Annotated in this window: 27 protein-coding genes; 15 read left to right on the top strand and 12 right to left on the bottom strand. The window is 69.1% G+C overall.

Annotated features, from left to right (window positions below; all coding sequences use genetic code 11):
• Window positions 1-30: 30 nt before the first annotated feature.
• Window positions 31-1,344: a tyrosine-type recombinase/integrase gene (locus ABZ027_RS08405; protein WP_356765702.1), complete on the bottom strand. Its 1,314-nt coding sequence runs from the start codon at window positions 1,342-1,344 to the stop codon at window positions 31-33.
• Window positions 1,341-2,036, bottom strand: coding sequence for a hypothetical protein (locus tag ABZ027_RS08400; RefSeq protein WP_356765700.1), 696 nt, complete (start codon window positions 2,034-2,036; stop codon window positions 1,341-1,343). The genes ABZ027_RS08405 and ABZ027_RS08400 overlap by 4 nt, the downstream gene beginning before the upstream one ends.
• A 142-nt stretch (window positions 2,037-2,178) precedes the next feature.
• On the opposite strand from ABZ027_RS08400, the gene ABZ027_RS08395 reads away from it, so the two are divergent.
• The 12 genes from ABZ027_RS08395 (at window position 2,179) to ABZ027_RS08340 (ending at window position 8,992) form a co-directional block, all read left to right on the top strand.
• Window positions 2,179-2,385: a helix-turn-helix domain-containing protein gene (locus ABZ027_RS08395; RefSeq protein ID WP_356765698.1), complete on the top strand. Its 207-nt coding sequence runs from the start codon at window positions 2,179-2,181 to the stop codon at window positions 2,383-2,385.
• 122 nt (window positions 2,386-2,507) lie between these two features.
• The gene (locus tag ABZ027_RS08390; RefSeq protein WP_356765696.1) at window positions 2,508-3,161 is read left to right on the top strand and encodes a hypothetical protein; all 654 of its coding nucleotides are present in this window, start codon (window positions 2,508-2,510) and stop codon (window positions 3,159-3,161) included.
• A 145-nt stretch (window positions 3,162-3,306) separates the two neighbouring features.
• A complete protein-coding gene (locus ABZ027_RS08385) occupies window positions 3,307-3,801 on the top strand; it encodes a hypothetical protein (RefSeq protein WP_356765694.1) in 495 nt (164 codons plus the stop codon).
• On the top strand, window positions 3,798-5,036 hold the full coding sequence (locus ABZ027_RS08380) for an AAA family ATPase (protein WP_356765693.1): 1,239 nt from the start codon (window positions 3,798-3,800) through the stop codon (window positions 5,034-5,036). The genes ABZ027_RS08385 and ABZ027_RS08380 overlap by 4 nt, the downstream gene beginning before the upstream one ends.
• Before the next feature lie 323 nt (window positions 5,037-5,359).
• Complete coding sequence (locus tag ABZ027_RS08375; RefSeq protein ID WP_356765692.1) at window positions 5,360-5,605, top strand: hypothetical protein; 246 nt, start codon at window positions 5,360-5,362, stop codon at window positions 5,603-5,605.
• Complete coding sequence (locus ABZ027_RS08370; RefSeq protein WP_356765691.1) at window positions 5,605-5,931, top strand: hypothetical protein; 327 nt, start codon at window positions 5,605-5,607, stop codon at window positions 5,929-5,931. Before ABZ027_RS08375 ends, ABZ027_RS08370 begins: the two co-directional genes overlap by 1 nt.
• A gap of 136 nt (window positions 5,932-6,067) precedes the next feature.
• Window positions 6,068-6,400 (top strand): hypothetical protein, encoded by a 333-nt coding sequence (locus tag ABZ027_RS08365; RefSeq protein WP_356765689.1) that lies wholly within the window; start codon window positions 6,068-6,070, stop codon window positions 6,398-6,400.
• Window positions 6,397-6,786 (top strand): hypothetical protein, encoded by a 390-nt coding sequence (locus tag ABZ027_RS08360; RefSeq protein WP_356765687.1) that lies wholly within the window; start codon window positions 6,397-6,399, stop codon window positions 6,784-6,786. The genes ABZ027_RS08365 and ABZ027_RS08360 overlap by 4 nt, the downstream gene beginning before the upstream one ends.
• On the top strand, window positions 6,783-6,971 hold the full coding sequence (locus ABZ027_RS08355; protein WP_356765685.1) for a hypothetical protein: 189 nt from the start codon (window positions 6,783-6,785) through the stop codon (window positions 6,969-6,971). The genes ABZ027_RS08360 and ABZ027_RS08355 overlap by 4 nt, the downstream gene beginning before the upstream one ends.
• A 20-nt stretch (window positions 6,972-6,991) precedes the next feature.
• Window positions 6,992-7,423, top strand: coding sequence for a hypothetical protein (locus tag ABZ027_RS08350; RefSeq protein ID WP_356765683.1), 432 nt, complete (start codon window positions 6,992-6,994; stop codon window positions 7,421-7,423).
• A gap of 190 nt (window positions 7,424-7,613) precedes the next feature.
• Window positions 7,614-7,877: a heavy metal-binding domain-containing protein gene (locus ABZ027_RS08345; RefSeq protein WP_356765681.1), complete on the top strand. Its 264-nt coding sequence runs from the start codon at window positions 7,614-7,616 to the stop codon at window positions 7,875-7,877.
• A gap of 101 nt (window positions 7,878-7,978) precedes the next feature.
• Window positions 7,979-8,992: a site-specific integrase gene (locus tag ABZ027_RS08340; RefSeq protein ID WP_356765679.1), complete on the top strand. Its 1,014-nt coding sequence runs from the start codon at window positions 7,979-7,981 to the stop codon at window positions 8,990-8,992.
• Between the two features lie 61 nt (window positions 8,993-9,053).
• Here ABZ027_RS08340 and ABZ027_RS08335 read toward each other — a convergent pair whose 3' ends face one another.
• Complete coding sequence (locus ABZ027_RS08335) at window positions 9,054-9,395, bottom strand: helix-turn-helix transcriptional regulator (protein WP_356765677.1); 342 nt, start codon at window positions 9,393-9,395, stop codon at window positions 9,054-9,056.
• A 212-nt stretch (window positions 9,396-9,607) separates the two neighbouring features.
• On the opposite strand from ABZ027_RS08335, the gene ABZ027_RS08330 reads away from it, so the two are divergent.
• Genes ABZ027_RS08330 through ABZ027_RS08320 form a run of 3 tightly spaced genes read left to right on the top strand, consistent with a single transcriptional unit; the run spans window position 9,608 to window position 14,555 of the window.
• On the top strand, window positions 9,608-9,835 hold the full coding sequence (locus ABZ027_RS08330; RefSeq protein WP_356765675.1) for a helix-turn-helix transcriptional regulator: 228 nt from the start codon (window positions 9,608-9,610) through the stop codon (window positions 9,833-9,835).
• Window positions 9,835-14,271, top strand: coding sequence for a hypothetical protein (locus tag ABZ027_RS08325; protein ID WP_356765673.1), 4,437 nt, complete (start codon window positions 9,835-9,837; stop codon window positions 14,269-14,271). The genes ABZ027_RS08330 and ABZ027_RS08325 overlap by 1 nt, the downstream gene beginning before the upstream one ends.
• Window positions 14,268-14,555, top strand: a complete 288-nt coding sequence (locus ABZ027_RS08320) for a hypothetical protein (protein ID WP_356765671.1) — start codon at window positions 14,268-14,270, stop codon at window positions 14,553-14,555. Before ABZ027_RS08325 ends, ABZ027_RS08320 begins: the two co-directional genes overlap by 4 nt.
• 87 nt (window positions 14,556-14,642) lie before the next feature.
• Here ABZ027_RS08320 and ABZ027_RS08315 read toward each other — a convergent pair whose 3' ends face one another.
• From ABZ027_RS08315 to ABZ027_RS08275, 9 genes are all read right to left on the bottom strand, one after another.
• Window positions 14,643-15,047: a hypothetical protein gene (locus ABZ027_RS08315; RefSeq protein WP_356765669.1), complete on the bottom strand. Its 405-nt coding sequence runs from the start codon at window positions 15,045-15,047 to the stop codon at window positions 14,643-14,645.
• Complete coding sequence (locus ABZ027_RS08310; RefSeq protein ID WP_356765667.1) at window positions 15,044-15,496, bottom strand: hypothetical protein; 453 nt, start codon at window positions 15,494-15,496, stop codon at window positions 15,044-15,046. Before ABZ027_RS08310 ends, ABZ027_RS08315 begins: the two co-directional genes overlap by 4 nt.
• A 98-nt stretch (window positions 15,497-15,594) precedes the next feature.
• The gene (locus ABZ027_RS08305; protein ID WP_356765664.1) at window positions 15,595-16,443 is read right to left on the bottom strand and encodes a helix-turn-helix transcriptional regulator; all 849 of its coding nucleotides are present in this window, start codon (window positions 16,441-16,443) and stop codon (window positions 15,595-15,597) included.
• Window positions 16,440-17,180 (bottom strand): DUF6879 family protein, encoded by a 741-nt coding sequence (locus ABZ027_RS08300; RefSeq protein WP_356765662.1) that lies wholly within the window; start codon window positions 17,178-17,180, stop codon window positions 16,440-16,442. Before ABZ027_RS08300 ends, ABZ027_RS08305 begins: the two co-directional genes overlap by 4 nt.
• A 183-nt stretch (window positions 17,181-17,363) precedes the next feature.
• Window positions 17,364-17,759 carry a DUF732 domain-containing protein gene (locus tag ABZ027_RS08295; protein ID WP_356765660.1) on the bottom strand — a complete coding sequence of 132 codons (396 nt, stop codon included), beginning with the start codon at window positions 17,757-17,759 and terminating at the stop codon, window positions 17,364-17,366.
• A 242-nt stretch (window positions 17,760-18,001) separates the two neighbouring features.
• On the bottom strand, window positions 18,002-18,457 hold the full coding sequence (locus ABZ027_RS08290) for a hypothetical protein (RefSeq protein WP_356765658.1): 456 nt from the start codon (window positions 18,455-18,457) through the stop codon (window positions 18,002-18,004).
• 436 nt (window positions 18,458-18,893) lie between these two features.
• Entirely contained in the window at window positions 18,894-20,993 is a 2,100-nt protein-coding gene (locus tag ABZ027_RS08285) for a cell division protein FtsK (RefSeq protein WP_356765656.1), read from the bottom strand.
• 88 nt (window positions 20,994-21,081) lie between these two features.
• Complete coding sequence (locus ABZ027_RS08280; RefSeq protein ID WP_356765654.1) at window positions 21,082-21,258, bottom strand: DUF6257 family protein; 177 nt, start codon at window positions 21,256-21,258, stop codon at window positions 21,082-21,084.
• A complete protein-coding gene (locus ABZ027_RS08275) occupies window positions 21,251-21,460 on the bottom strand; it encodes a hypothetical protein (protein WP_356765652.1) in 210 nt (69 codons plus the stop codon). The genes ABZ027_RS08280 and ABZ027_RS08275 overlap by 8 nt, the downstream gene beginning before the upstream one ends.
• Window positions 21,461-21,494 lie beyond the last annotated feature (34 nt).

Raw genomic sequence — 21,494 nt, 5'->3', positions numbered from 1 at the left:
TTGCATCGCTAGTTGCGATAGAACGTCCGTTCACCCCCATAGTGCGTCCCCCATCCGCTTCGCCGCATCGTTTGCGAGGACCGACGCAACGTGCGTGTAGCGCGTCATCATCCGCATCGAGCTGTGGCCGAGCAGCTCCATCACGACCCGCGGCGAGACACCCGACTCGATCAGCAGAGTGCCGGCCGTGTGACGGTTGTCGTGCACCCGCGCATCCCGCAGCCCCGCAGACGTGAGGATGTCTTTGAACTCCTCCCAGTCCATGCGCGGATCGATCGGCTTCCCGTTGGGCTGGCAGAACACGAGGTCGTTCTCCTCCCACAACTCGCCGGCCGCCAGGCGCTCGCGCAGCTGCTCCGCGCGGTGCGCCCTCAGCAGCGGGACCAGCGGGGGCGGGATCGGTGCGAGCCGCTTGTTCTTCCCCTTGGGCTCCCGGAACACCAGCCCGCCGCCCGTACGCTCCGGGCACGTCTTTGCGTGTGCCGTGCAGCCCTTGGGGCACGGCTTGGGGCACCCGTTTTTCAGTCTCGCGTGCTGCTTGCACGTCGCCTTGCAGCCCTTCCGGTGGTGCGCGGCACCGCAGGCGTGCGCGTCCTCGCATCCGTGCTGCCACGTGAGCCGCTGCAGCTGCCACCAGATCTTCATGACGCCGTTGTCGAGGTCGACGTACTTCCAGCGCAACCCGAGCGCCTCACCCTGCCGCAGGCCCTCGGCGAGGGCGACGGACCAGCGGGCCCCGTTGCGACGCTCGGCAGCCTCGGCGAGCAGCGCGCGGGCCTCGGCCTGGTTGAAGGGCTCGATCTCACCCTCGGCCGCAGAGGGAGGCTCAACGAGGGTGGCGACGTTGCGCGCCACGATGTCCCGCTGCATGGCCACCTTCAGCGCGCGGGAAATGATCCGGTGCGTCTTCAGCACGGTGCCCGACGACAGCTTGCGTTTGATCATGTCGAGGTACAGGGCGTCGAGGTGGGACGCCTCCAGCTTGTTGACGCGGTGGCGGCCGATCCCAGGAAACAGGTACAGGCGGCACTTCGACCGGTAGTCGTCCAGGGTGCGCGGGCTCATGGTCCCGTCAGCCACCTTGCGCGCGCAGGCCGTGTCCATCCACGTGGTGAGCCACTGCTCTACGGTCGGCGGGCGGCCGGCCTTCCGGGTCTTGCCCGCGTCCCGCTCGCGCTCCAGCTGGCGCACCTTGGCGCGTACGACGTCCTCGTCTGCGCCCATGCGGTGGCGACGATCCGGAGCTCCGTTCGGCTTGGTGCCGACGGTCACCCATCCGTGCCACTTCCCGTCTGCCTCGGAGAAGTAGACGCTGCTCTCACCGTTGCTGCGGCGTCCGCTCATCCTGCCCTCCCAGTCCGCGCGGGCGGCAGAATGCCGCGCTTCCGCGCCTCGTAGATCCAACGGTGCACCGTGCGGACCGGGGCCCCGGAAATCTCTGAAATGGCCGGCGCCGGGGGCCTCTTCGCCTCGGTGAACCACCGGTACGCCTCGGCCACGTCCCCAAGGAAGTCGTCTGTGATTCGCCCCTCGGGCGGTGTGATCTGCGGGACCTTCCCTGTCGGGAGCCCTTCACCTCCGTCGCTCACCAGTGAGCTGCTCGGGATGGGGTTGAAGAACACCGTGGCGATGTCCTCGGTTGCGTCGAAGTACCTGTCCAACTCGTCGAGGGTCGGCGGCGCTTCGATGTCCGAGAGGTCGGAGCCTTCCATGAAGGATTCGCGGGCCTGCATGGCGCGGAGGGCGGTGCTCTCGGTGGGTGCGTTGAACGGCAACTGCACCAGCAGAGAGGTCAGGGTCTCTTCGATCTGTGACAGGGGGATGCGCCGCCAGATCCGTCCGCTCAGGGCTTCGTCGCGTCCGCTGCGCATCACAACGGACTGAAGTTCAAGGCGCTCCTGACTCGACGGGCCGGCGAGTTGGTAGTGCAGAAAGACCGACGGCCCACCTCCTGACTGCTCCCGTAGGCGCAGCCATCCCCAGGGGCGCACCTCGACGTTCCATTGATCAATCCCAAGAGCCATGGCTCCGAGCATGACAGCGCGCCACGTCGTGAGCAAGTGGCGCCACGCGCGTGAGAAGGCGGCGCCACATACTTGCGCGACCTTCAGCGACCCTCTAGAGTCGAAGCGAGCAAGCGGAGACGCATACTCGCCGCTACCTACTCATGGAGATGGCATGACCCGGATCCTGTACCCGACCGATGAGGTCGCGCAGCAGCTCGGAGTGGGACTGACCACTGCGAAGGCTCTGATCAAGTCCGGCGAGCTGCGGAGCGTGAGGATCGGCCGCGCCCGCCGCGTGCCGGCCGACGCTCTGCGCGAGTACGTCCAGCGCCTGGACGCCGAGCAGAACGGCGAGCAGAAGGCCGAGAGCGCCGCATGAGAGCGGCCCCCAGCAGGTGCGTCAACACCTTGCGCCGGGGGCCTATCCGATCCACGAAACGCCGAAGCCCCGGCGCACCTACCACAGCAGACCGGGGCTCCAACAGAACGGATAGCAGCATCATGGCACAGACCCTCACGACCGGCACCGGCACCACCCCGCAGCCGGAGGTGCGCCAGCGCACCGAGCAGCTGCAGGCCGACGACACCCGCGCCGACGGGCACGTCGACCGGATCAACCTTCTCGCCGCACTGCCCGCAGCTGTCGACGAAGCCGTACGGAAGGCCCTCCCGGGCAAGAACGCCCCGGCACTGGCAGCACAGATCGCCGCTGGCATGATCGCCCGCCTCACGGCCCCCGCACCGCAGCTGAGCACCGAGCAGACCACCCTGGTCCTCGACGAGGGCATCGGCGCATGGACCACCACCCCGGTCGAAACCACGCTCCGAGACATCGACGACCAGCACACGGCCAGCGAGAACGCGGAGGTTCCGTTCCTCGCCGCGCAGATGGTCGTTTCCGACTACCGGCCGCAGGCCTACGGGCGCCGCACCGAAGTGTGGCTCAGCTACGGCACCACCGTTGGCAGCCTCACCCCGGCCAAGGCACGGAACGCGCTGGAGGCAATGCGCAGCTTCGTCGACCAGCTGGAGGCGGTGGTCGACCTCGCGGAGGAGACCGCGGCCAGCGACTTCGAGGGTGACCCGGAGGTTGCCCGGCTCGACCGTGAGGCCGAGGCCCGGCGGATCGCCGCTGTCACCGAGGGCCGTAAGTGACCCCAGCCCCGCCCGGCTTGAGCAACCGGGCGGGGCTGCAACACCCGCACCACACCAACCCGCGCATCCAATCCGACTCGCGAAGCCGACAGAACCGACAACCCGCACGCGCCGGTTTCGCCTCGCGACGCAAGGACGCACGCACGTGATCAAAGAGAACAGGGCCCCGGAAACCCGGGGCCCTGCGCAAAAGACCGCGACGCCCAACCGCGGCACCAGCAGCGTAACGGGCACCACCGACACCGACCCGGTAGCGCTGTGGGCGTCGAGCGCCGTAACGCAGCTCCTCGACGGCCAGGACGACCCACCCAAGTACGGGTCCACCGCGTGGCGGCAACTGCCCAGCACTGACCCCCGCAGGGACGCCGCGATCATCACCGCCGCCGAAGCATGGCGGAAGTTCGGGGACGAGGAAGAACTGATGACCTGGTTCCGCGACGCGACCCGCAACCGGGAACCCCTGGCCAGCCGACGCACGCTCGCCGAACTCGACGCAGGCGCCCGCCAACCCGCCAGGCCCGTACAAGCCGCGGCCGGATGGCCGGCCGTCGCTATCCCCGGGCGCCCCGGCTGGCGCAGGCACCTGGTCGACGGCCAGCAGGTCGACCTGCCCGACAAGGCACAGGAGAACTGCGCGTGACCACCTCGTTCGACTCCACGCGGTTCTGCGCCCACCTGACCAGCGACGGCCGTCCGTGCGACATGACCGAGCCAACCCACTACGGCGGCGAGCTCGGGCACGACTTCCTGCCTCCGCTGAGCGGCGAGCCGTGGCCCGAGGAGTCTGGGCAGACCGAACCCGCGCAGGCCGGTGGGCAGTCGCGCCGGTCTTGGCGGGCCCAAGACCTGTCGGAATTCGTCAACGGCATGTACAAGCCCGTCCTGCCAACGGTCGGGGCACGGGCCGACGGAGTCGGAGTGCTCTACCCCGGCCGGATGAGCACGGTCGCGGCCGAGTCCGAGGCGGGGAAAACCTGGTTCGCCCTGGTGCTGGTCCTGCAAGAGCTGAACCGTGGGAACCACATCGTCTACATGGACTTCGAGGACGAAGCCGCAGGCGTGGTTGGTCGCCTTCTGAAGATGGGCGGTGGCATCGACGACATCTTGGAGCGCTTCCACTACATCCGCCCCGAAGAGCCCTTGAGCCTGGCCGACTTGATCGACCTCAAGGAAGTACTCGGACTAGGGCCGACGCTTGCCGTTGTCGACGGCGTCACCGAAGGCATGTCGCTGCATGGGCTCAACATCAACGACAACAAGGACGTCGCGGTGTTCGGCCGGCGGGTCCTTCGTCCGCTACAGGACGCGGGCCCGGCGGTGGTGACGCTCGACCACGTCGTGAAGTCGGCCGACAACCGTGGCCGGTACGCCATCGGCGGCGTACACAAGCTCAACGGACTCAACGGCGTGATGTACCTGATGGAGAACGTCAAGCCGTTCGGTATCGGCGTCAAGGGCAAGTCGCGGATCCGCATCGCCAAGGACCGCCCCGGCCAGCTTCGCAAGGAATCACTGCCGCACGACTCGGGGCTGTACTGGTTCGCCGACCTGGTCGTCGACGCCACGGAGCCAGACCTGTTGGAAGCAGTGCTGTACGCGCCGAACGAGACGAACCTGGAGAAGGCGAAGGCGGACCGGGAGGCCGCCGAGGAGACCCGCCTCCAAGCGGCGATCGTCGCCGCAGTGGAGGGCGCCCCGGAGCCCCTGACGACGCGGGAGATCGAGGCGCGGGTCAAGGGCCGCGGGGTCGATGTCCGGTACGCCACGGCCGCGCTGGTGGACGCGCAGCGTCTCGTCGTGGAGCCGGGGCCGCGGGGCTCGAAGCTGCACAGGATTCCGGGAGCGGCACCGAGGGCTGAGGAGGGTGCGGAGTGAGGCTCCCTGTCTGCCCGCGACCGTGTCCCACCGTGTCCCGGATCATGAAGTCCACACCGGTGCGATTCTGGAAACGCACAGGTCAGATGGCATTTGACCGTGTCCCGGATCTTGAATTCCGACGGCTTCGGGTTCCCGCCGCCCCTTTCAAGGTCTCGGACACGGTCGATAAGTCTCTGACCAGCGTAATCACTGTTCTGTGTCCCGTGTCCCACCGTGTCCCACTGCGTCCCGGACTCGGTCATCACTGTGCGTCCCGTGTCCCCCCCCTTTAAAGGGGGACGCGTGGGTCGCGCTGAGTCCCACGAATCCCGGGGGCCTCAGTGACCGAAGAACCTGATCTCTTCCGAGCAGTCGCCGCTGCCCTCGTTGAGGAACACGGCTGGACCCGAGCAACCCTGATCGCCACCGCCGTACGCGGCCACGTCTACGACCGACCCGACCCCGGCCCCTACCGCGACGAAGCCGAGACCCTCTACCGCCGCCTCGGCTGGGAACAGGCCGCACTCCTCGCTGCCTGGTTCCGCGACTCCCGCAACTGGCCCACCACGTCCCACAGGAGGAAGTAATGGCCACCACCTACAGGTTCCGTACCGTCGACTTCCGCACCGCCCCGCCCGGCTGGCGTATCGCCTTCGCAACCGCCCTCGGTCCCATCGTCGAGCCGATGCCCGGCTGGCTCATCCGCGAAGAAGTCGAGTACGACACCCGGACCGAAGACTCTGTGACGTGCACAGGATCCCGCGAAGTCGTCGCCGCACTTGTCGTCGAGGGTGAAGCTGCACCCGCGTACAGCCACCCCGACTTCTGGCAAATCCTCGGTCCGGGAGAGCCGGACCCCACGCCAGAGGAGACGGCGGAAAAGGTCGCCCGCCGGGCGCCGGCCTCGTCATGACCGAGCCATGTCGCCGACCCCATACACGGGCTCTGAGCAGGCCGACCCCATGCAACCCCACACCCAGCCCACCCCCGACCCCACACCACCAGCAACAACACCCACCCACCAACCCCACGAAGAAGGTGAAACCCAGATGATCAAACCCCGACGCGGCGGCCCCTACCCACACCTCCGACTCAGCTTCGACACCAAGGTCACCCAGGGGCTGGCCGTCGCCGAACTCGTCTACGGGCGCGGCATGTCGTACAAGCAGGCGGCCGTTCAGCTCGGCATGAGCCCAACGACCTCATGGCGCCGCTGCTGGTTCCTCATGGACTGGCTGCTGCCCGAGCAGCACGGCGTCAAGGCGTCCCGACTCCCACCGATGCGCGGCACAAGGGCTTGCCCGCGCGGCCGGCCGTACATCCCGGAGCTCGACGGCCCAGACGGCGCAATCAGCAGACAGAGGAAGGAACTCCAGCGGTGACTACGAAGAACGTTCAGGCCCGGGTGACGGCCTTGTTGTGGCTGGCTGCGGGGAAGTCGCAGCGGGTTGCGGCGGAGGCGGCGGGGGTGTCGGCGGCCACGGTGAGCACCTGGTGCAAGCAGCCGGTGTTCGCTGAGGAGTTGGCCGCACTCACGGCGCTGTACGGGCGGAAGCCGCTCGACGGCGCGGCGCTGATGGACCGGCTGACGGAGGCTGAGAAGCGGTTTGCTCCGGCGTCGTCGGCGAGCGGTGGGACGCGGCAGGTACGGGTGCGCGTTCCGGCTGGCACGCCGGAGAGTGAGGTCCGTCGGCGGGTGGGGCGGGCGGTGGTTCGTTCGCTGGCCCGTGAAGTGGCGGCGCACAAAGAGGCGGGTGGTCCTGGATGAACGTCGAGGACGTCGTACGGGAGCGGATCGAGCAGGCCCGCATCAAGGCCGAGCGGGAGAAGCGGCGCCGCGCCGAACTGGCGGCGGCCCGGAATAGGGGCCTCGCCGTCCGGCACGCGGCGAAGCTGCGGCACCTCGCGGAGTCCGCGTTCGAGAACGTCAGCCCGGCGCCGTCGGGCTGCTGATCACTACAGGAGGAAACACCATGGGTACGAACGGATACAGCGTGACGGGTTCGGCGGCGCAGCATGCCGAGCGACTTCGGGCGCGGGAAGCGGAGCGCGCGGCGGCCGGGCAGGAGCGGGACGGGCGTCAGACGGCCGAGATCTACGGGGAGCGTGCGGCGGCCGGATGGCGCGCGGACGAGGCGCTGCGTGAGCAGGCCCGCCGCAACGATGCCCGGGCGCGGGGTGAGTGGGTGCCGGGTGACGAGCCGGAGGACGTCGTCGACGACGAGGAGTTCGAGGACGCCGAGGAGGAGGGAGACCTCGAGGACGGTGAGGAGCCGGTGAGCACGGCCGAGTTGTACGCGCGGCGGGAGCGGGCGCGGCAGCAGGCTGGGCACCGGTCGGCGCAGGCGGCTCATCGGGGTGGTTCGTGGGCGGTAGCCGAGCAGGCCCGCCGGTTCGTGGTGTAGCAGCGGGGCTCATATTCACCGCGTGCTGAATTGTGCCCGGTCTCCCCACGGAGGCCGGGCACAGTCATGCGCGGGATCCGTCTATGTCGGCTTGCGAGGGTCAGCTTGACCTCTGCAAGCCGCAGTAGCAGGGAGCGCCGATAGCTCAACTGCACTCGCGGGGCGCCAGGGCCCGGTTGAAGCTGAGCGCATGGAGATTTACACAACCGACGTGGTGCCTACAACAACTGCTCAGCCTTCCAGGGCGTGGCTCGTCTGGTCGTCGTCAGCTAACGGACTGGAGGAGGCGTTGTCCAACCTGCGCGAGCAGGCCAGGGCGAAGGGTGCGGACGCGATCGTTGGCCTGAGGGTCACTGCGAGCCAGGGGAGCAATCCGAAGTACCCGGGCACCTGGACGGTGTTCACCGCCTACGGGACGGGTGTTAAGCAGCCGAGCGTCAGCATCGGGCGCTGATGGCTGCGGTCCCCAGGAGTGCAGTCTGACTACTGATAATGTTCCTTCTTATGAGCCAGAGTTACGAGGTCGCGGTCCAGAACCAAGCGTCACCCGCAGGCATGTTGAACGACAGTCAGCCACTGTCCGGCGCCGCCCGTGACGCCCTCGACGCCGGCACCGCCGACTCCACCCGCCGCGCCTACTCCACGGACTGGGAGACGTTCACCGCCTGGTGCGCCACCACCGGGCACCGGCCGCTGCCCGCGACGCCCGAGACCGTAGTCGAGTACGTCGCCGCACTCACGACCACACCGAGGCCGCGGACCGGCCGCCCGTACTCCCCGAGCTCCATCGAGCGGGCCGTCGCCGCGATCCGCACCGCGCACGCCGCGGCGAACCTCGCACCCCCGTCGACCAAGGGCGCGCGCATCGTGCTGCGCGGCTACCGCGACCGCCTCGCCCGCGCGAAGGATCCGGCGGCCAAGGCACGCAAGGCGCAGCCGGCCGTGCCCTCGGCGCTGCGCGCCATGCTGGCCACCCTCGACCGCGACACCCTCATCGGCCGACGGGATGCCGCACTGCTGCTTCTCGGGTTCGCGTCGGCGGCCCGCGTGTCCGAGCTGGTCGCCCTCGACCTGGCGGACGTGCCGGAGACCGAGCACGGCATCGAGGCTTCCGTGTATCGGAAGAAGATCAAGGCGTTCACGGACACCGCCATCCCGTACGGATCCAGCTTGGCCACGTGTCCCGTGCGGGCGGTCCGTGCCCTGCGCCAGGCGATGGTGGAGGCAGGCCGGTCCGAGGGCCCGCTGTTCGTCCGCATCGACCGGCACGGGCGTATCGCACCGCCGATGTACCGCCATGGACGACCGATCGGAGACAGCACCGGTCGACTGACTGCACAGGCTGCTGCGCAGGTTGTGGAGCGGGCCGCCGAGGCCGCAGGCCTTGAGGGTCAGTGGTCCGGGCACAGTCTGCGCCGAGGGTTCGCCACGGCGGCGAGGAAGGCTGGCCACGACCTCGTCCGTATCGGCCGGCACGGCGGATGGGCAGACGGCTCCCGCGCCCTGCTCGGCTACCTCGAAGACTCGGACCGGTGGGAGGACAACCCGGTCGCAGGCACGGGGCTGTAGGCGGCGGCGTCGCGGACGACGCACTCCACCTGGCCCGGCTCCACGATGGGGCCGGGCACAGTCACGTCAGAGCAGGGCTCGGCGTCCGTGCGGACGGCGGCGGTGCGCCTCGGCGGTTGACGTGCCGAACTCCGCGACGGGTCCTGAGCGCGGCCTCGTCGACCGCGACGGCCAGGAGGACCGCGGACTGCCACGGGTCCAGCGTGAGCGCGTCACAGAGTCGCTCGGCGACTTCCGTGGAGGGCGGCCGGAGCTCTGCCTCGACGGCCCGTAGGACGCACTCTGTGGTTCGTACGGATGCCGCGAGGGCCGCCTGAGACTGGCCGGCCTTGTGGCGGGCCGCGCGCAGCATGGCGCCGAGCCCGATCGGCAGGTGCGCCCAGCGGGGCGAGGTGGATGCCATGCCAGACAGGATCCCCGCGGTGAGGATTCGAAGGCAAGACACACATCACACCTTCGATTCAAAGGATGATTGGAGTATCGTTCCAACCAGCACCGTATCCAGCGGTGTCCTGGCCGATGAATCACAGGGCGTGATGCCCGAGCGTGATGCTCACCGTGATCTGAGCCGCGGCCCGAACTCCCAATGCAGCCCTCCGCAAACCGGGAACCGCCATGGCTCGCCATTTCTCAGGACTCCAACTCCGCGCCGCCCGCCGCCGGGCCGGCCTGTCTGTGCACCAGGTCGCCGCCCGGGTCGGGCGTACGTGCTGGAGCGTGTACGCGTACGAACGCGGCGCCGCACAGCCGCCGATCGAGGTCGCCGACGCGCTGGCCGACGTCGTTGGCGCCCCGCTCACTGCCTTGCTTGCCGACGATGGCGTGAAGGCGGTGGCTGTCTGATGGCCGGCGCGTTCCGCATCGCCGAGGGCTACGTCGAGGTCACCGCCGACGAGTCCGCCTACGACACGGCCATGACCCGGCTCAAGTCGAAGAAGCACAGCGTCAGCATCACCGCGGATCTCGACACCCGGGCTGCAGCCGACGACCTGAAACTGTTGACCCGCGACCGCGTCGCGAAGATCACCGCCCGCGTAGACAGCACCGCAGCCGAAACCCAACTGCACTTCGCCGACCAGACCGTCGACGTGCTGCCGCAGCTCGTCGACTCGGCCCGGCAACTCGCCGAGCAGCAACTCGACATGCTCACCCAGGACCGCACGGTCCGCATCATCGCCGACCTCGACGCCCGGGCAGCCGCCGACGACCTGGCCCTCCTCACCAGGGCCCGCACCGCCCGCATCACCGCAGACGCCGACACCCGCGCCGCAGCAGACGACCTCGCACTGCTGACGAGGGCGCGCACGGCCCGCATCACTGCGGACGCGGACACCCGGGCTGCAGCCGACGACCTGGCCCTCCTCACCCGCCGCCGCACCGTCAACGTCCGCGTCGACGTCGACCGGGGCGGACTGGGCATTCTCACCAGCATCGGCGGCGCCAGCGGGGGCGTCGGCCTACTCACCGGCCGCTTCTCCACTCTCGCCGGCGCAGCAATGGCCGCTCTCCCCACCCTCGCATCCCTCGGGCAGAGCATCATCCAGATCGGGCCGGCAGCGGCACTTGCCGTGCCAGCCCTCGGCGGACTCGTCACCGCGGCGGCAACCCTCGCGGTCGGCATGAACGGTGTCGGTGACGCTTTCAAGGCGGCTGGCGCCAAGAGCGGGCAGAGCGGCGCCTCAGCCGCTGCTGCAGCCCGCGCGGTGGCCGAGGCGCAGATCAACGTCGCGCGGGCCAGCCGTGCTCTGAAAGAGGCGCAGACGGACGCGGCCCGGCAGATCATCGACGCACAAAAACGCGTCAAGGACGCAGCCGAGGACGTCCGGGACGCCGAGGTGCGGGCAGCCGCGGACCGGCAGGCCGCGCTGCGGAGGATCGCGGATGCCGAGCGGGCCCTCACTGATGCGCAGCGGGACGCGCGGCAGGCGCAGGAGGACCTGACCGAGGCGCGGAAGGAAGCTGCCGAGCAGCTGGAGGACCTGAACAACCGGCTCGCGGACGCCGAGCTGGACCAGCGCCAAGCTGTCCTTGACGTGCAGGACGCGGAGAAGGAACTCGCCGCGGTCAAGGCCAAGGGTGCGGCCGCGTCAGCCGCGGACCTGGAGCGCGCGCAGCTCGGTTACGACCGGGCCGTCCAGCGGCTGCAGGAGCAGCGGACGGAGACGGCCCGTCTGCAGGAGGACACTGCGGCGGCGAACGCGGCCGGGGTGGAGGGTTCGGAGACCGTCACTGCGGCGCAGCAGAAGGTCGCGGACGCGCAGCGCACGGTCGGCGACCGGGCCCGGGACGTGCGGGACGCGCAGGTTGAGGCGGCGCAGACTGCGAAGGCCGGCGCGGAGTCCGTCCGGGATGCGCAGGAGCGGCTGGCTGAGGCGCAGCAGGGTGTCGCGGATGCTCAGGTTGCTGCGGCCCGGCAGGTGCGTGCGGCTCAGGAGTCTCTCGCGGATGCGCAGCGTGCTGTGAACAACGCGCAGTCGCAAGGGGTGACGCAGACGAACAAGTACGCGGAGGCGATGGCCAAGTTGTCGCCGAACGCGCGTGATTTCGTCACCTCCATCAGGGCCATGGGCCCGGCGTTCTCGGCGCTGAAGATGGAGGTGCAGGACCGGCTGTTCCGCGGCCTCGGTGACTCCGTCACCCGGCTGGGAACGGCGGCTCTGCCCGCGCTGCGGGTCGGGCTCGGGGGGATGGCCGACAACCTCAACAGCATGGCGCGCGGCCTGATGGACACCTTCACGCGACTCGCCGACCAGGGCCTGCTCACCAGGATGTTCGCCGGGTTCAACGACGGCATGCGGCCGTTGCAGAAGATCCCCGGTCAGCTCGGGCAGGCGTTCGTCCAGTTGTCGGTTGCTGCTTCGCCCGCGTTCGCGCGGATCACGACGGCGATGGCCGGCGCGTCGGATCGGATCTCACAGAAGCTGACTGACGCGTTCGAGTCTGGCCGGTTGGAGAAGGCCATCGATCACGGCATCGAGATGGCGAAGCGGTTCGGCCATCTGCTGGGGGACGCGTTCGGCGCGTTGAAGAACATCCTCGGCGCCGCAGCGGCGGGCGGCGGCGACGCGCTCACGAAACTCGGTGATGCGTTCGCGGAGCTGCGGCGCGTCACGGCACTCCCCGAGATCCAGAGCTCTTTGACGTCGATCTTCCGCATGAGCCACGAGATCGCCTCCACCCTGATCGTCGTGGTCGGCGCCGCTCTGCAGGCGTTGGTCCCGATGGTGAAGCCGATCGCCGACGCGTTCGCCAACCTCGCCGAAGTGGTGAAGGGCCCGTTGACGTCGTTCTTCACGTTCATCGGGGAGCACTCGACGTTGTTCGGATCCCTCGCGACGGGCGTTCTCGCCATCGTCACCGCGATGAAGGCGTGGGCTCTGGCGACAAGTCTGGTGACGACGGCGCAGGGCCTGCTGACGACCGTCACGACCGCGCTGAGCGCCGCGTGGGCAGCCAACCCGATCGGCGTGGTGGTGCTGGCCCTGGTTGGGCTGGGCGCGGCTCTCGTCTACGCCTGGAACAAGTCCGAGACGTTCCGGAACATCGTGCTGGGCACGTGGCAGGCCGTGAAGGACATGTTCGCGGGGACGATGGAATGGGTCAACAAGTACCTCGTCAAGCCGTTCCGGGACGCGTATGACGCCCTGGTTGGGCACAGCATCATCCCTGACCTGGTGCGGGGGGTCATCTCGTGGTTCACGCAGCTGTGGACCAAGACGAAGGAGATCTTCTCCGCGCTGAAGACGTGGCTGGTGAACACGTGGAAAGGCATCTGGGACTCGGCCCGCGCGAAGTGGGATTCGTTCTGGTCGGGCTTGCGGTCGGCGATCTCCGGCGCGTGGAAGAACGTCAAGGACTCCGTGTCGGGGCTGCGCACGTCCATCACGAACACGTGGACGGGACTGTGGAACGGGGCCCGCGACAAAATCTCGTCGATCTTCACCACGGTCCGGGGGAAGATCGGCGACTTCAAGTCGGCGATGACTACCGCATTCTCCACACTCCGGGATGCGCTCGGCAGGGTCTGGGACGGCATCAAATCGAAGATAGCCAGCCCGGTCCGGTTCGTCGTCAACACTGTCTACAACAACGGCATCCGCAAGATGTGGAACTCCATCGCCGGGAAGATCTCCTCAAAGATCAGCCTGCCGCAAATCAAACTGGGCTTTAACAAGGGTGGCGTCGTTCCCGGCAGCGGAAACTCGGACACCGTCCCCGCGATGCTCACCCCCGGCGAACGCATCCTCTCCAACCAGCAGGTCAAAGACCTCGGCGGACACCGCGGCATCGACGCCATGCTCGGCCAGGACCGGCCCACCCGAACCGGCGGGAACCCCTCCCAGCAGGAAGAACGCCAGCGCTACCAGGGGCCGACGCAGCACTTCGCCAGCGGCGGCATCATCGGCAAGGTCACCGGAGCGATCGGCGGCGCCGTCTCCTCAGCGGCGTCGTGGGCGAAGGACCTGGTCATCGGCGGCCTCAAGTCCGCGGCACAGAAGGCCCTCGGCGCGCTGGTCCGTCCACTCATCGGGCAGATCCCGGCCAGCGGCATCGGGAACCTGATGCGCGGCCTTGCCAACAAGGCCGTCGACGGCATGCTCAGCTGGTTCGGCAACGAGGACAAGAAAGCCGTCGGCGGGCCTGCCGTGCAGCGGGCCCTGTCGTGGGTGAAGACCCAGGATGGCCTCCCGTATCAGTGGGCGGGCAACGGCAACCCGTCCTGGGACTGCTCCGGTCTCATGTCCGCGATCGAGTCCGTGATCCGCGGGGAGCGCCCGCACCGCCGGTGGGCGACCGGCGCGTTCGTCGGGAACAACGGCCCGTCCGGCTGGGTCCGCAACCTCAACAGCCCGTTCATGATCGGCATCACGAACGCGGGCGTCGGGCACACCGCGGGCACCCTCGCCGGAATGAACGTCGAATCGTCCGGCGGCGCCGGCGTCCACATGGGCAAGTCCGCCCGCGGCTACAACAACTCGATGTTCACCAGCCGGTGGGGCTTCGCACCCGCCGCGAAGTACGACTCGGGTGGCCTTCTCCAGCCCGGCGCGACGATGGCCGTCAACGCGACTGGCCGCCCTGAGCGGGTCCTCGACGCGCAGCAGACCGCGATGTTCGAGCAGCTGCTCCGACAGGGCGGCGGCACAACCGTCGCGGTCGACATGACCGTGAACACGATGACCATCCCGACCCCCGCAGAGCGGCGGCGGTTCGCCACCGCCATGGCCGACGACATCAAGGAAGCCATCCGCCAGTCCGACAGGAGCCGCACCCGATGAGCACACCTCCCGCACTCCGTTGGCCGCTCCCGAAGCCGTCCTTCGGCGTCACGGGCCAGCCCGTTGCCTGCCCCGAATGCGACGCCCGGGAGCGTCTACTCATCGGCCTGGACCTCGACGACCACAGCGAGGACCCGTCGCACATGGCGTGCCCCGACGGGCACCGGTGGCTCGAACCGGGCATGCCCCGCCGCATCGGGGCGCAGCTGCTCGCCGACACCTTGGACGCGGACCCCAGCCTGTACGGATGGCTCGACGAACTGCGGGACGTCCACGGCGGTTAGGAATGGATGGCGGTCGCCCCCGACGGGGGACGAGGGCGACCGCCCGCTCGCTGCCGGCGCCCGCCGCCGGGCTCCCGGGAGCGAGGCCTAGATGCGCGTGCCGACCGCGAGGGTGTCGTTCTCCGCGAGTCGCAGGATGGCCCGCATGATGATCCGAAGGCGCCGCTCGTCGAGGCCACGCACGGCCGCGATGGTGACGTGCCCGATGCCCACCACCGACAGCACCAGGTCGAGGAACCTGCGCTGAGTCTCGTCCAGGCCGAGGGTGTACTGACGCCCTGACAGGCCCTCCCACCGGGCCGTCGCGCCGTGGGGCCCGTCGACGATGAGAGCGGCACGCACGTTCGCGCGGGTGAGGATGCTCTCCTCCTCGGCCAGGGCCTGAGCCGCCGCGCGTTCCCCGATCGTCTCGGAGGTGAGCACCAGGTGCTTGCCTAGCGTTTTCAGGTCAGCCTCCCGCGAGGTGACGAGTTGCTCAGTCTCTGCCGTCATGCCTGGTCCTCCGTACGGGGTCGGTATCCGCCGGGGCCGAACGCGGCGGCGAGCACTGCAGGATCGGTGAGGTGTCCGGACCCGTTGGGGTCCCAGAGCCATTGCAGGCGCTCCATCTCTCGGCCCGAAGGCGGGCAGCGCAGCGTCCACCCGGCGTGCCGCATCCGTATCTGTCGGACGTCGGCGAGTTCCTCCGCTGCGTCGAGGGGCACAAGCCACCAGGCCACGTCTCCATACGGGTCGATCAGGACCGGGCCGCGCTGTTCCTCGCGGATACGGGCGGCGGCCGGCATGCCGTGGGAGACGCTCGTCTCGGCGACGAGCCAGTGCGCGCCGGAGACGATCGGGGCGAGAGCACCGGAGTGCCACGCCTTCCACACGTCGGCGGGGCGGGTGTGGCAGTTGGCGAGCCACGTATCTCCGGCGCCGTACTTCGTGGCGACGCTCATCGGGTGGACCATGGCAGGACCGTAGGGCGTGCGATTGCGGGCCTGTGCGGCGATTGCGCGCGATTGCGGACGCCCGATGGCGGGTTGCTGCTGATTGCCTACGCGAGGTCGAGAGACGCCCGTGCACGGCCGATCAGGCGGCGTGCCGGTGCCCCGTACTCGGCGGCCTCGGCCAGCCACTCCCATGCCCGTTCGTACAGTGCGATGTCCTCGTGCCCGGTGAGCCAGAGTTCTTCGCTGATCGTCTCGACGATGACGAGACGCTCGTCGTAGATCCAGAAGGCGTGCGGGGCGGTGCGCCGCAACTGCGTCCCGAAGGGCAGGATCCCGACCTCGATGCGCCGTTGCCCGACGAGGTTGTACAGCCGGTCGAGTTGCTCGGCCATCACGTCCACGGGGCACGCGCGGTGGTACAGGGCGGCCTCGCACACGAGGAACCGGAACGTCTTCTCCGGGTCGTACAGCGAATCTTGGCGGCGCATGCGCGCCTCGACGGCGGCCTCGGTGGTGGGCGGGATACCGCGGAACTCGGCGTTGCTGTCGAAGATGACGCGCGCGTACTCGGGCGTCTGGAACAACCCGGGGATACGGGAGACCTCGAGGCCGCGGATCATCTGCGTGTTCTCGGTCTGGCGGACGGCGATCTCCTGGCGGCCGCGGTGCCCGCCTGCCAGCTGGCGCCGCCAGGACCGGTGCCGCTGCTTCATGTCGAGGCTGGCCAGCAGACCGTGTAGTTCGGCCTCGACGTCCGGGCGGCCGATCGCTCGCGACCACGCGGTGAGGTCGCCGCGGGTGGGGGTCTGCTTGCCGTTCTGCAGCCGGGAGACTTTCGACGTCTGCCACCCGAGCTCGGCGGCTATGGCCTTTCCTTCCAGGCCGGCCTCAGCGCGCAGTTCGCGCAGCCGCGCGCCGAGGGCCTCACGGGCGGTCTGGAAGTCGGTCGTCACACGGTGGAACGTACCCGCCCAGCGACCTCGGTAGTAGGCGCAGCGTGGTGCCACGCGGCATCCCGGGCCTGGCAGGCGGCGAGGACCTCGGCAGGATCCTCGGTGACGTACACGCCGAGGGTGGTGTCGTCCTCGTCGAACGCGAACCGGGCCACGATGCGACTGTCGAAGAGCCAGAAGTCGAAGGCGGGTAGCCGCAGCTGTTCGGCCTGCGCGCGGGTGAGGTTGCGGATGTCCTCCCCGGCAGCGATGTTGCCGGGCGCGCTGGCGAGGAGGAACTGCTGTCCCTCGGTGGGCGGGTCGTCGACCAGGCGCACGCGCTCGAACCGTTTCCCGGCGGCCGTCTGTACGGCCACGTTCTCCCGCCAACCGTTGGCCGGATCCTGGGCGATGTCCTCGCCGGCCTGCCAGCGCGCCCACTTCTCGCTGCGCCGGTCGGAGGCGTAGCCGCGGCGGGTCTCCAGCCGCCACGCGGTGTGCCTGAACTCGCGGAAGAGGTGCGAGATGGACGCGAACGGCTGGAGCTCGGGGGCCGGCGTCCTCGGCGCGTAGCGGGTCAGCAGGCTGCGGGGGACGCGTACGAACGTCTCGGACGGCTTGACGTCCCGCAGCTGCACGAGGTGCTCCGGGTCGGTCTCCCGCTCGCCCTGTACGAGGATCTCGTCCGTGCCGTCGATCTCGTACAGGGTGGGGCAGTCTCCGTCATCGCTGGTCGTGCCGAGAAACCTGAGCGTCATCACGTCTCCGCATCCTGGTGGTGGTGCGTCCAGGATGCTCAGGATTGGCGGGGCGCGGCCGCGGATTGCGGCAGATTGCCCGTGTGCACGAGGTTGCTGGGATTGCGCGCAAGTAGGGGCAGGATGCCCACGGCATGACGACGGCCCCGCCCCCACCCGGGAGCGGGGCCACACGTGCGGAGATCAGTACTCGCCCGACGCCCGCAACTCCGCCTTCACCGCGTCCAGATTCCCCGGACAGTACGCCTTCACCCCAGCCACCACCAGCTCGTACGCGTCCTGCTTCACCGTCCCCCACTCATCTCCGATCGGATACAGGTCCCCCTCCCCGAGCAGCCACGCCACGCTGTGCCCCTCATCCAAGGCAGCGCACCACGACTCCGGATATGCGAGCAACTCGGCGTCCGACGGTGACCCGTTGAAGGTGATCTCGTGCGCGGCATCCAGGTATGCCGTCTCCTTGTCGACGGTCGGCGACGCGTGCGGTTTCGCGGCGGTCTTGGCGTCGTCGTGGTTGTTCCCGCATCCCGTAAGCGCAAGGCCGACGGCGAGCAGGATGGCGGTGGTGGTGCGACGCATGGTCCCCCCAAGAACGTGTGGTGCGTGATCGGCATCATCCGTGTCAACGGGCCTCGCGTGGAGGGATGTGTCCGTGTTGTGACCGTTGGTGAGTGAAGGCCCGGGATCCTGCTGGATGACGCGTGATGGGTCGGCCTAACCGCATAAGGGATGCGGTTGGTCGGTCCTGGCCTGCAAGTTTCTCCCAGTGATGGCACGGGCTTGGCACAGCTCTCGTCCACACACAGTGGTGCAGTTGACCATCAGGCCCAGAGGGACCAGACGCTCGCCCCGGTGCCTCCGACCACTCCGAGCAATGTGAGTGCAAGAGGCGTGCCGAGGTTCTCGGCGGCGTGCTCAAGGATGTGGAGTCGGACCAACTCGCGGACGTAGAGCACGTCCAGGCCGGTGGAGGAGGGGGGCAGGATCAGGCGTCGAAGGCGTTCCTGCTCATCGGCCGCTAGCTCCGATTGCGTAACCAGGTGCAGACCCCGCGTCCGCCATTTCAGCTTCCGGTACTCGGCCCGTAGCTCGCGAGCCCCCCACAGCACCCCACCGATCGTGGCCACGGCGCTCACCATGGCGAGGCTGGCCAGCCCTGCCCTCTCGCTGACGCCGAGCCCCAAGGCCAAAGGCGGCACCGTGGCGAGCGCGACGACGGTACCCAGAATCGCTATCTGCCGCATCCGGGAAACGTACACGGGGAGTTCGTGCAGCATCGCTGCCGGGCATGCCGAAGCCCCCGCCGGTCGCGAGGACCGAACGGGGGCTGTGGTGTGCGTCAGCGGGTGCCGGCCTGGTGGGTTCGGCGCCACGCGTTGTGGGCGCGGCGGCCGACGCGCAGCCGGAGCTTGCGGCCGTGGCAGCGCGGGCACGTCCGCGTCTTACGGAACCGCTCGATCTCCCCGGTCCCCGCGCACCGTCGACACGGGGCGAACGGCTTCACGGCACACAACACTGCGTAGCCGCCGAGCCAGAGAATCAGCGCGGCCATAGCAAGCCACATGGGGTGTCTCCTCCTGCCGAAGTGGGTGTTTCCCGTTTCCCGGGGGCGCCCCTGCTAGACGCTAGTTGCCTGCTCAGGGGCCGGATTCGGTGCTAGCGGCGCTGCTAGACCTAGCGGGGCGGGGTGCTAGGTCTAGCAGCCCTGTCTGCCTACGCGGCGGCCCTGTCGGCGTCACGGCGAGCAATGGCAGCGACGACGTCGGCACGTTTGATGCCGCGCCGGTTCTTCCCTTCGCCCTCGTCTGTCGTGCCCCACACCTGGTCCGTCTTGACGCCCCACGGCTTGAGGACCGCGGTGACGTTCTCGCCCTTCCACTCGCCGTAGACGTCCGGCCGCAGCTCGGCGAGACGGGATGCGATGCGCTCGCACCACACGGCTTTCTCGTCGGCGCCCACCGACTTGAGCACGTCGGCGAGGACGTCGAGACCGGCCGTCTCCGCAGGACCCTCGCCGATGGCGTGGCCGGTGATGTTGCCGTACTCCTCGCGCATCTTCCGGGCCCGGGCCACGATCCGCTCGGCGCCCGGGGCGTCGACGAACGCGGACGACACGATGCGCGGGTCGTCGCCCTCGCCGGACATCCAGCAGATGCCGCGGTCGGAGCGGCTGAACATGGTGGCCTTGATGCCGGACTTGTAGGCGCCGGTCCCGAGGACCATGTCGTTGGCCTGGTGGTTCATCACCTTCAGGCAGAACCGCAGGACCGCGTTCGCGCTGATGCCAGGCGGGAGGCTCTTGGCGTCGGGGCGCTGGGTGGCGAACAGGCCGACGATGCCGAGGGCGGGCCCGCGCTTGGTGATGTCCGTGCAGATGGACTCCAGCTCGGCCCCGTACTTTTCATGCTCGAACGGGACTTGGCACTCGTCCAGGCCGACGACGATCGGGTGCAGGCCGTACTTCTTGTCGCTGGCCAGCTGCGGCGTCACCTTGGACTCCGGGCAGATGGACCGCGGCAGGTTACGGATCACCTTCGCGCGGCGCCGCAGTTCCTCCTTGATCTCCCGCAAGGCGTGCAGCACGTACAGAACGTCGTCGTCCTCGTCGCCAGCCCGGTAACGGTGGCAGACCGGTTCGAGCGGGCCGAGGTCGCCGGTGCCCTTGAAGTCGAACGCGTGGAGCTCGGCGCGCGGGTCGAGGGCGGCGATGAGCAGCAGCAGCCTGAGCAGGAACGTCTTACCCATGCGCGGAATGGAACCGATGACGATGGCCGCGAACATCAGGGTCACGGTCATGTCGGCCATGCGGTAGTCGTTGCCGAACACGATCGGCTTGAACAGGTCGACCTGGCCGTCCTTCAGCAGCGGCCACGCGGGTTTCGTCGTCTCGTTCATCGGCCGGTCGCCCACCCACAGGATCAGCCGGCCTTCGTGCCCGTCCTGGCTCTCGGTGTCGCCGGACGGCCACACGCAGCCCAGCTTGCGCCGCAGGCCGGAGGCGAGGGCCTCCCGCTTCTCGACGACGTCGTCCGGAGTGACGCCGAACGGCAGGTCGAGTTCGGCCCGGTAGCCGGGGCCGTCGCGGCAGATCTCCGAGGTGAAGCCCATACCGTGCGCCGACTTGTTCCCGAAGTCCTTGACGGCCCCGCTGATCTTCGGGTTGCCGATGGCGTCGAGGGCACGGAGCACGATCGTGCCGGTCAGCTTCTGCAGCTCGGTGCGCATCACCGCGGGGCCGATGACGGGCGCGTCGGGCTGCTGGCCGAAGTAGCCGAGGGTGAGGACGGCGCCGGCCGCGAACACCCACAGGAAGGCGGGCGCCATGACCAGCAGCCACAGGGCGAAGCCGGTGCCGAACACGGCCGCGGTCATGACGACCAGGCCGCGCAGACGGACCCGGTTGCCGCGCAGGCGGGCGAGGGTCATGTACTCGGTGACGTCGTCGGTCCGCACGGCGTAGTCACGCAGCGGTGCGGCCTCCCGGTCCCACAGCCACCGGTTCGTGTCGGCGACGAACCGGCAGGCGCCCCGCAGTGACATGGCGGTCAGCTGCAGGCCGTACCAGGGCAGGCGCACCCCGTGGTACATCGCCGCGTACCCGGCACGCTGGCCCGCGTGGCGAGCCGTTGTCAGGAACTCGGCCCTGTCCTTCAGCCACGGCGGCAGGATCGGCTTGCGCTTCTCGGTGTGCACTCCGGGCTCGGGAAGCTTCGGGTTGTCGACGAGTACGGGCGCACTCGCTGCCTGCTCGGGTACGGCAGTCTCGGGCGTGCTCGGCGGGGCTGTTGTCGGGTGAACCGTGGTGTCCGTCATGCTGGTCTCTCCGGTCGTTCTGTTGGGCGGTCCGGGACACGGGGCGGCCGGCGGTTCCTAGGCCGGGTACGGCCGCCCCGTGGCGCACCTACTTCTTGTTCTTGCGGCGGAGCGCCTGCTTCTCGATGCGCTCGACGCGGCGCTTCAGGTCGCTGATGTCGACGTTGGGGCCAGCCGCACCGCGCTTGGCCATGCGGGCGACCAGGACGCCGATCCGGGCTTTCTCGCCGAGGGTGAGATCGGCGGCGGTGAAGTCGTCACGCATTGGTGTCCTCCGTCTCGGGCAGTACGGCGGCGATGGCGGCGTGCGCCTTGGCGATGTCGGACCAAAGGGCGCCGGCCTCGGCGAGCGGGGCGGCCTTGTGCCGGAAGTCGTTCGAGCGGGCGGCTTCCTCGGCGTGCCCGGTGAGGCGTTCGGCCCGGCATACGGCGTCGTCGGCGAGGGACAGGTGCTTGGTGCGGTCCATGGGATTCCTCCTGGTGGTGGGCCGGGCTGTCCGG

Source organism: Streptomyces sp. NPDC006332 (genome assembly GCF_040612855.1).
Taxonomy (GTDB): domain Bacteria; phylum Actinomycetota; class Actinomycetes; order Streptomycetales; family Streptomycetaceae; genus Streptomyces.
This window is presented reverse-complemented; position numbering and strand designations above follow the sequence as displayed.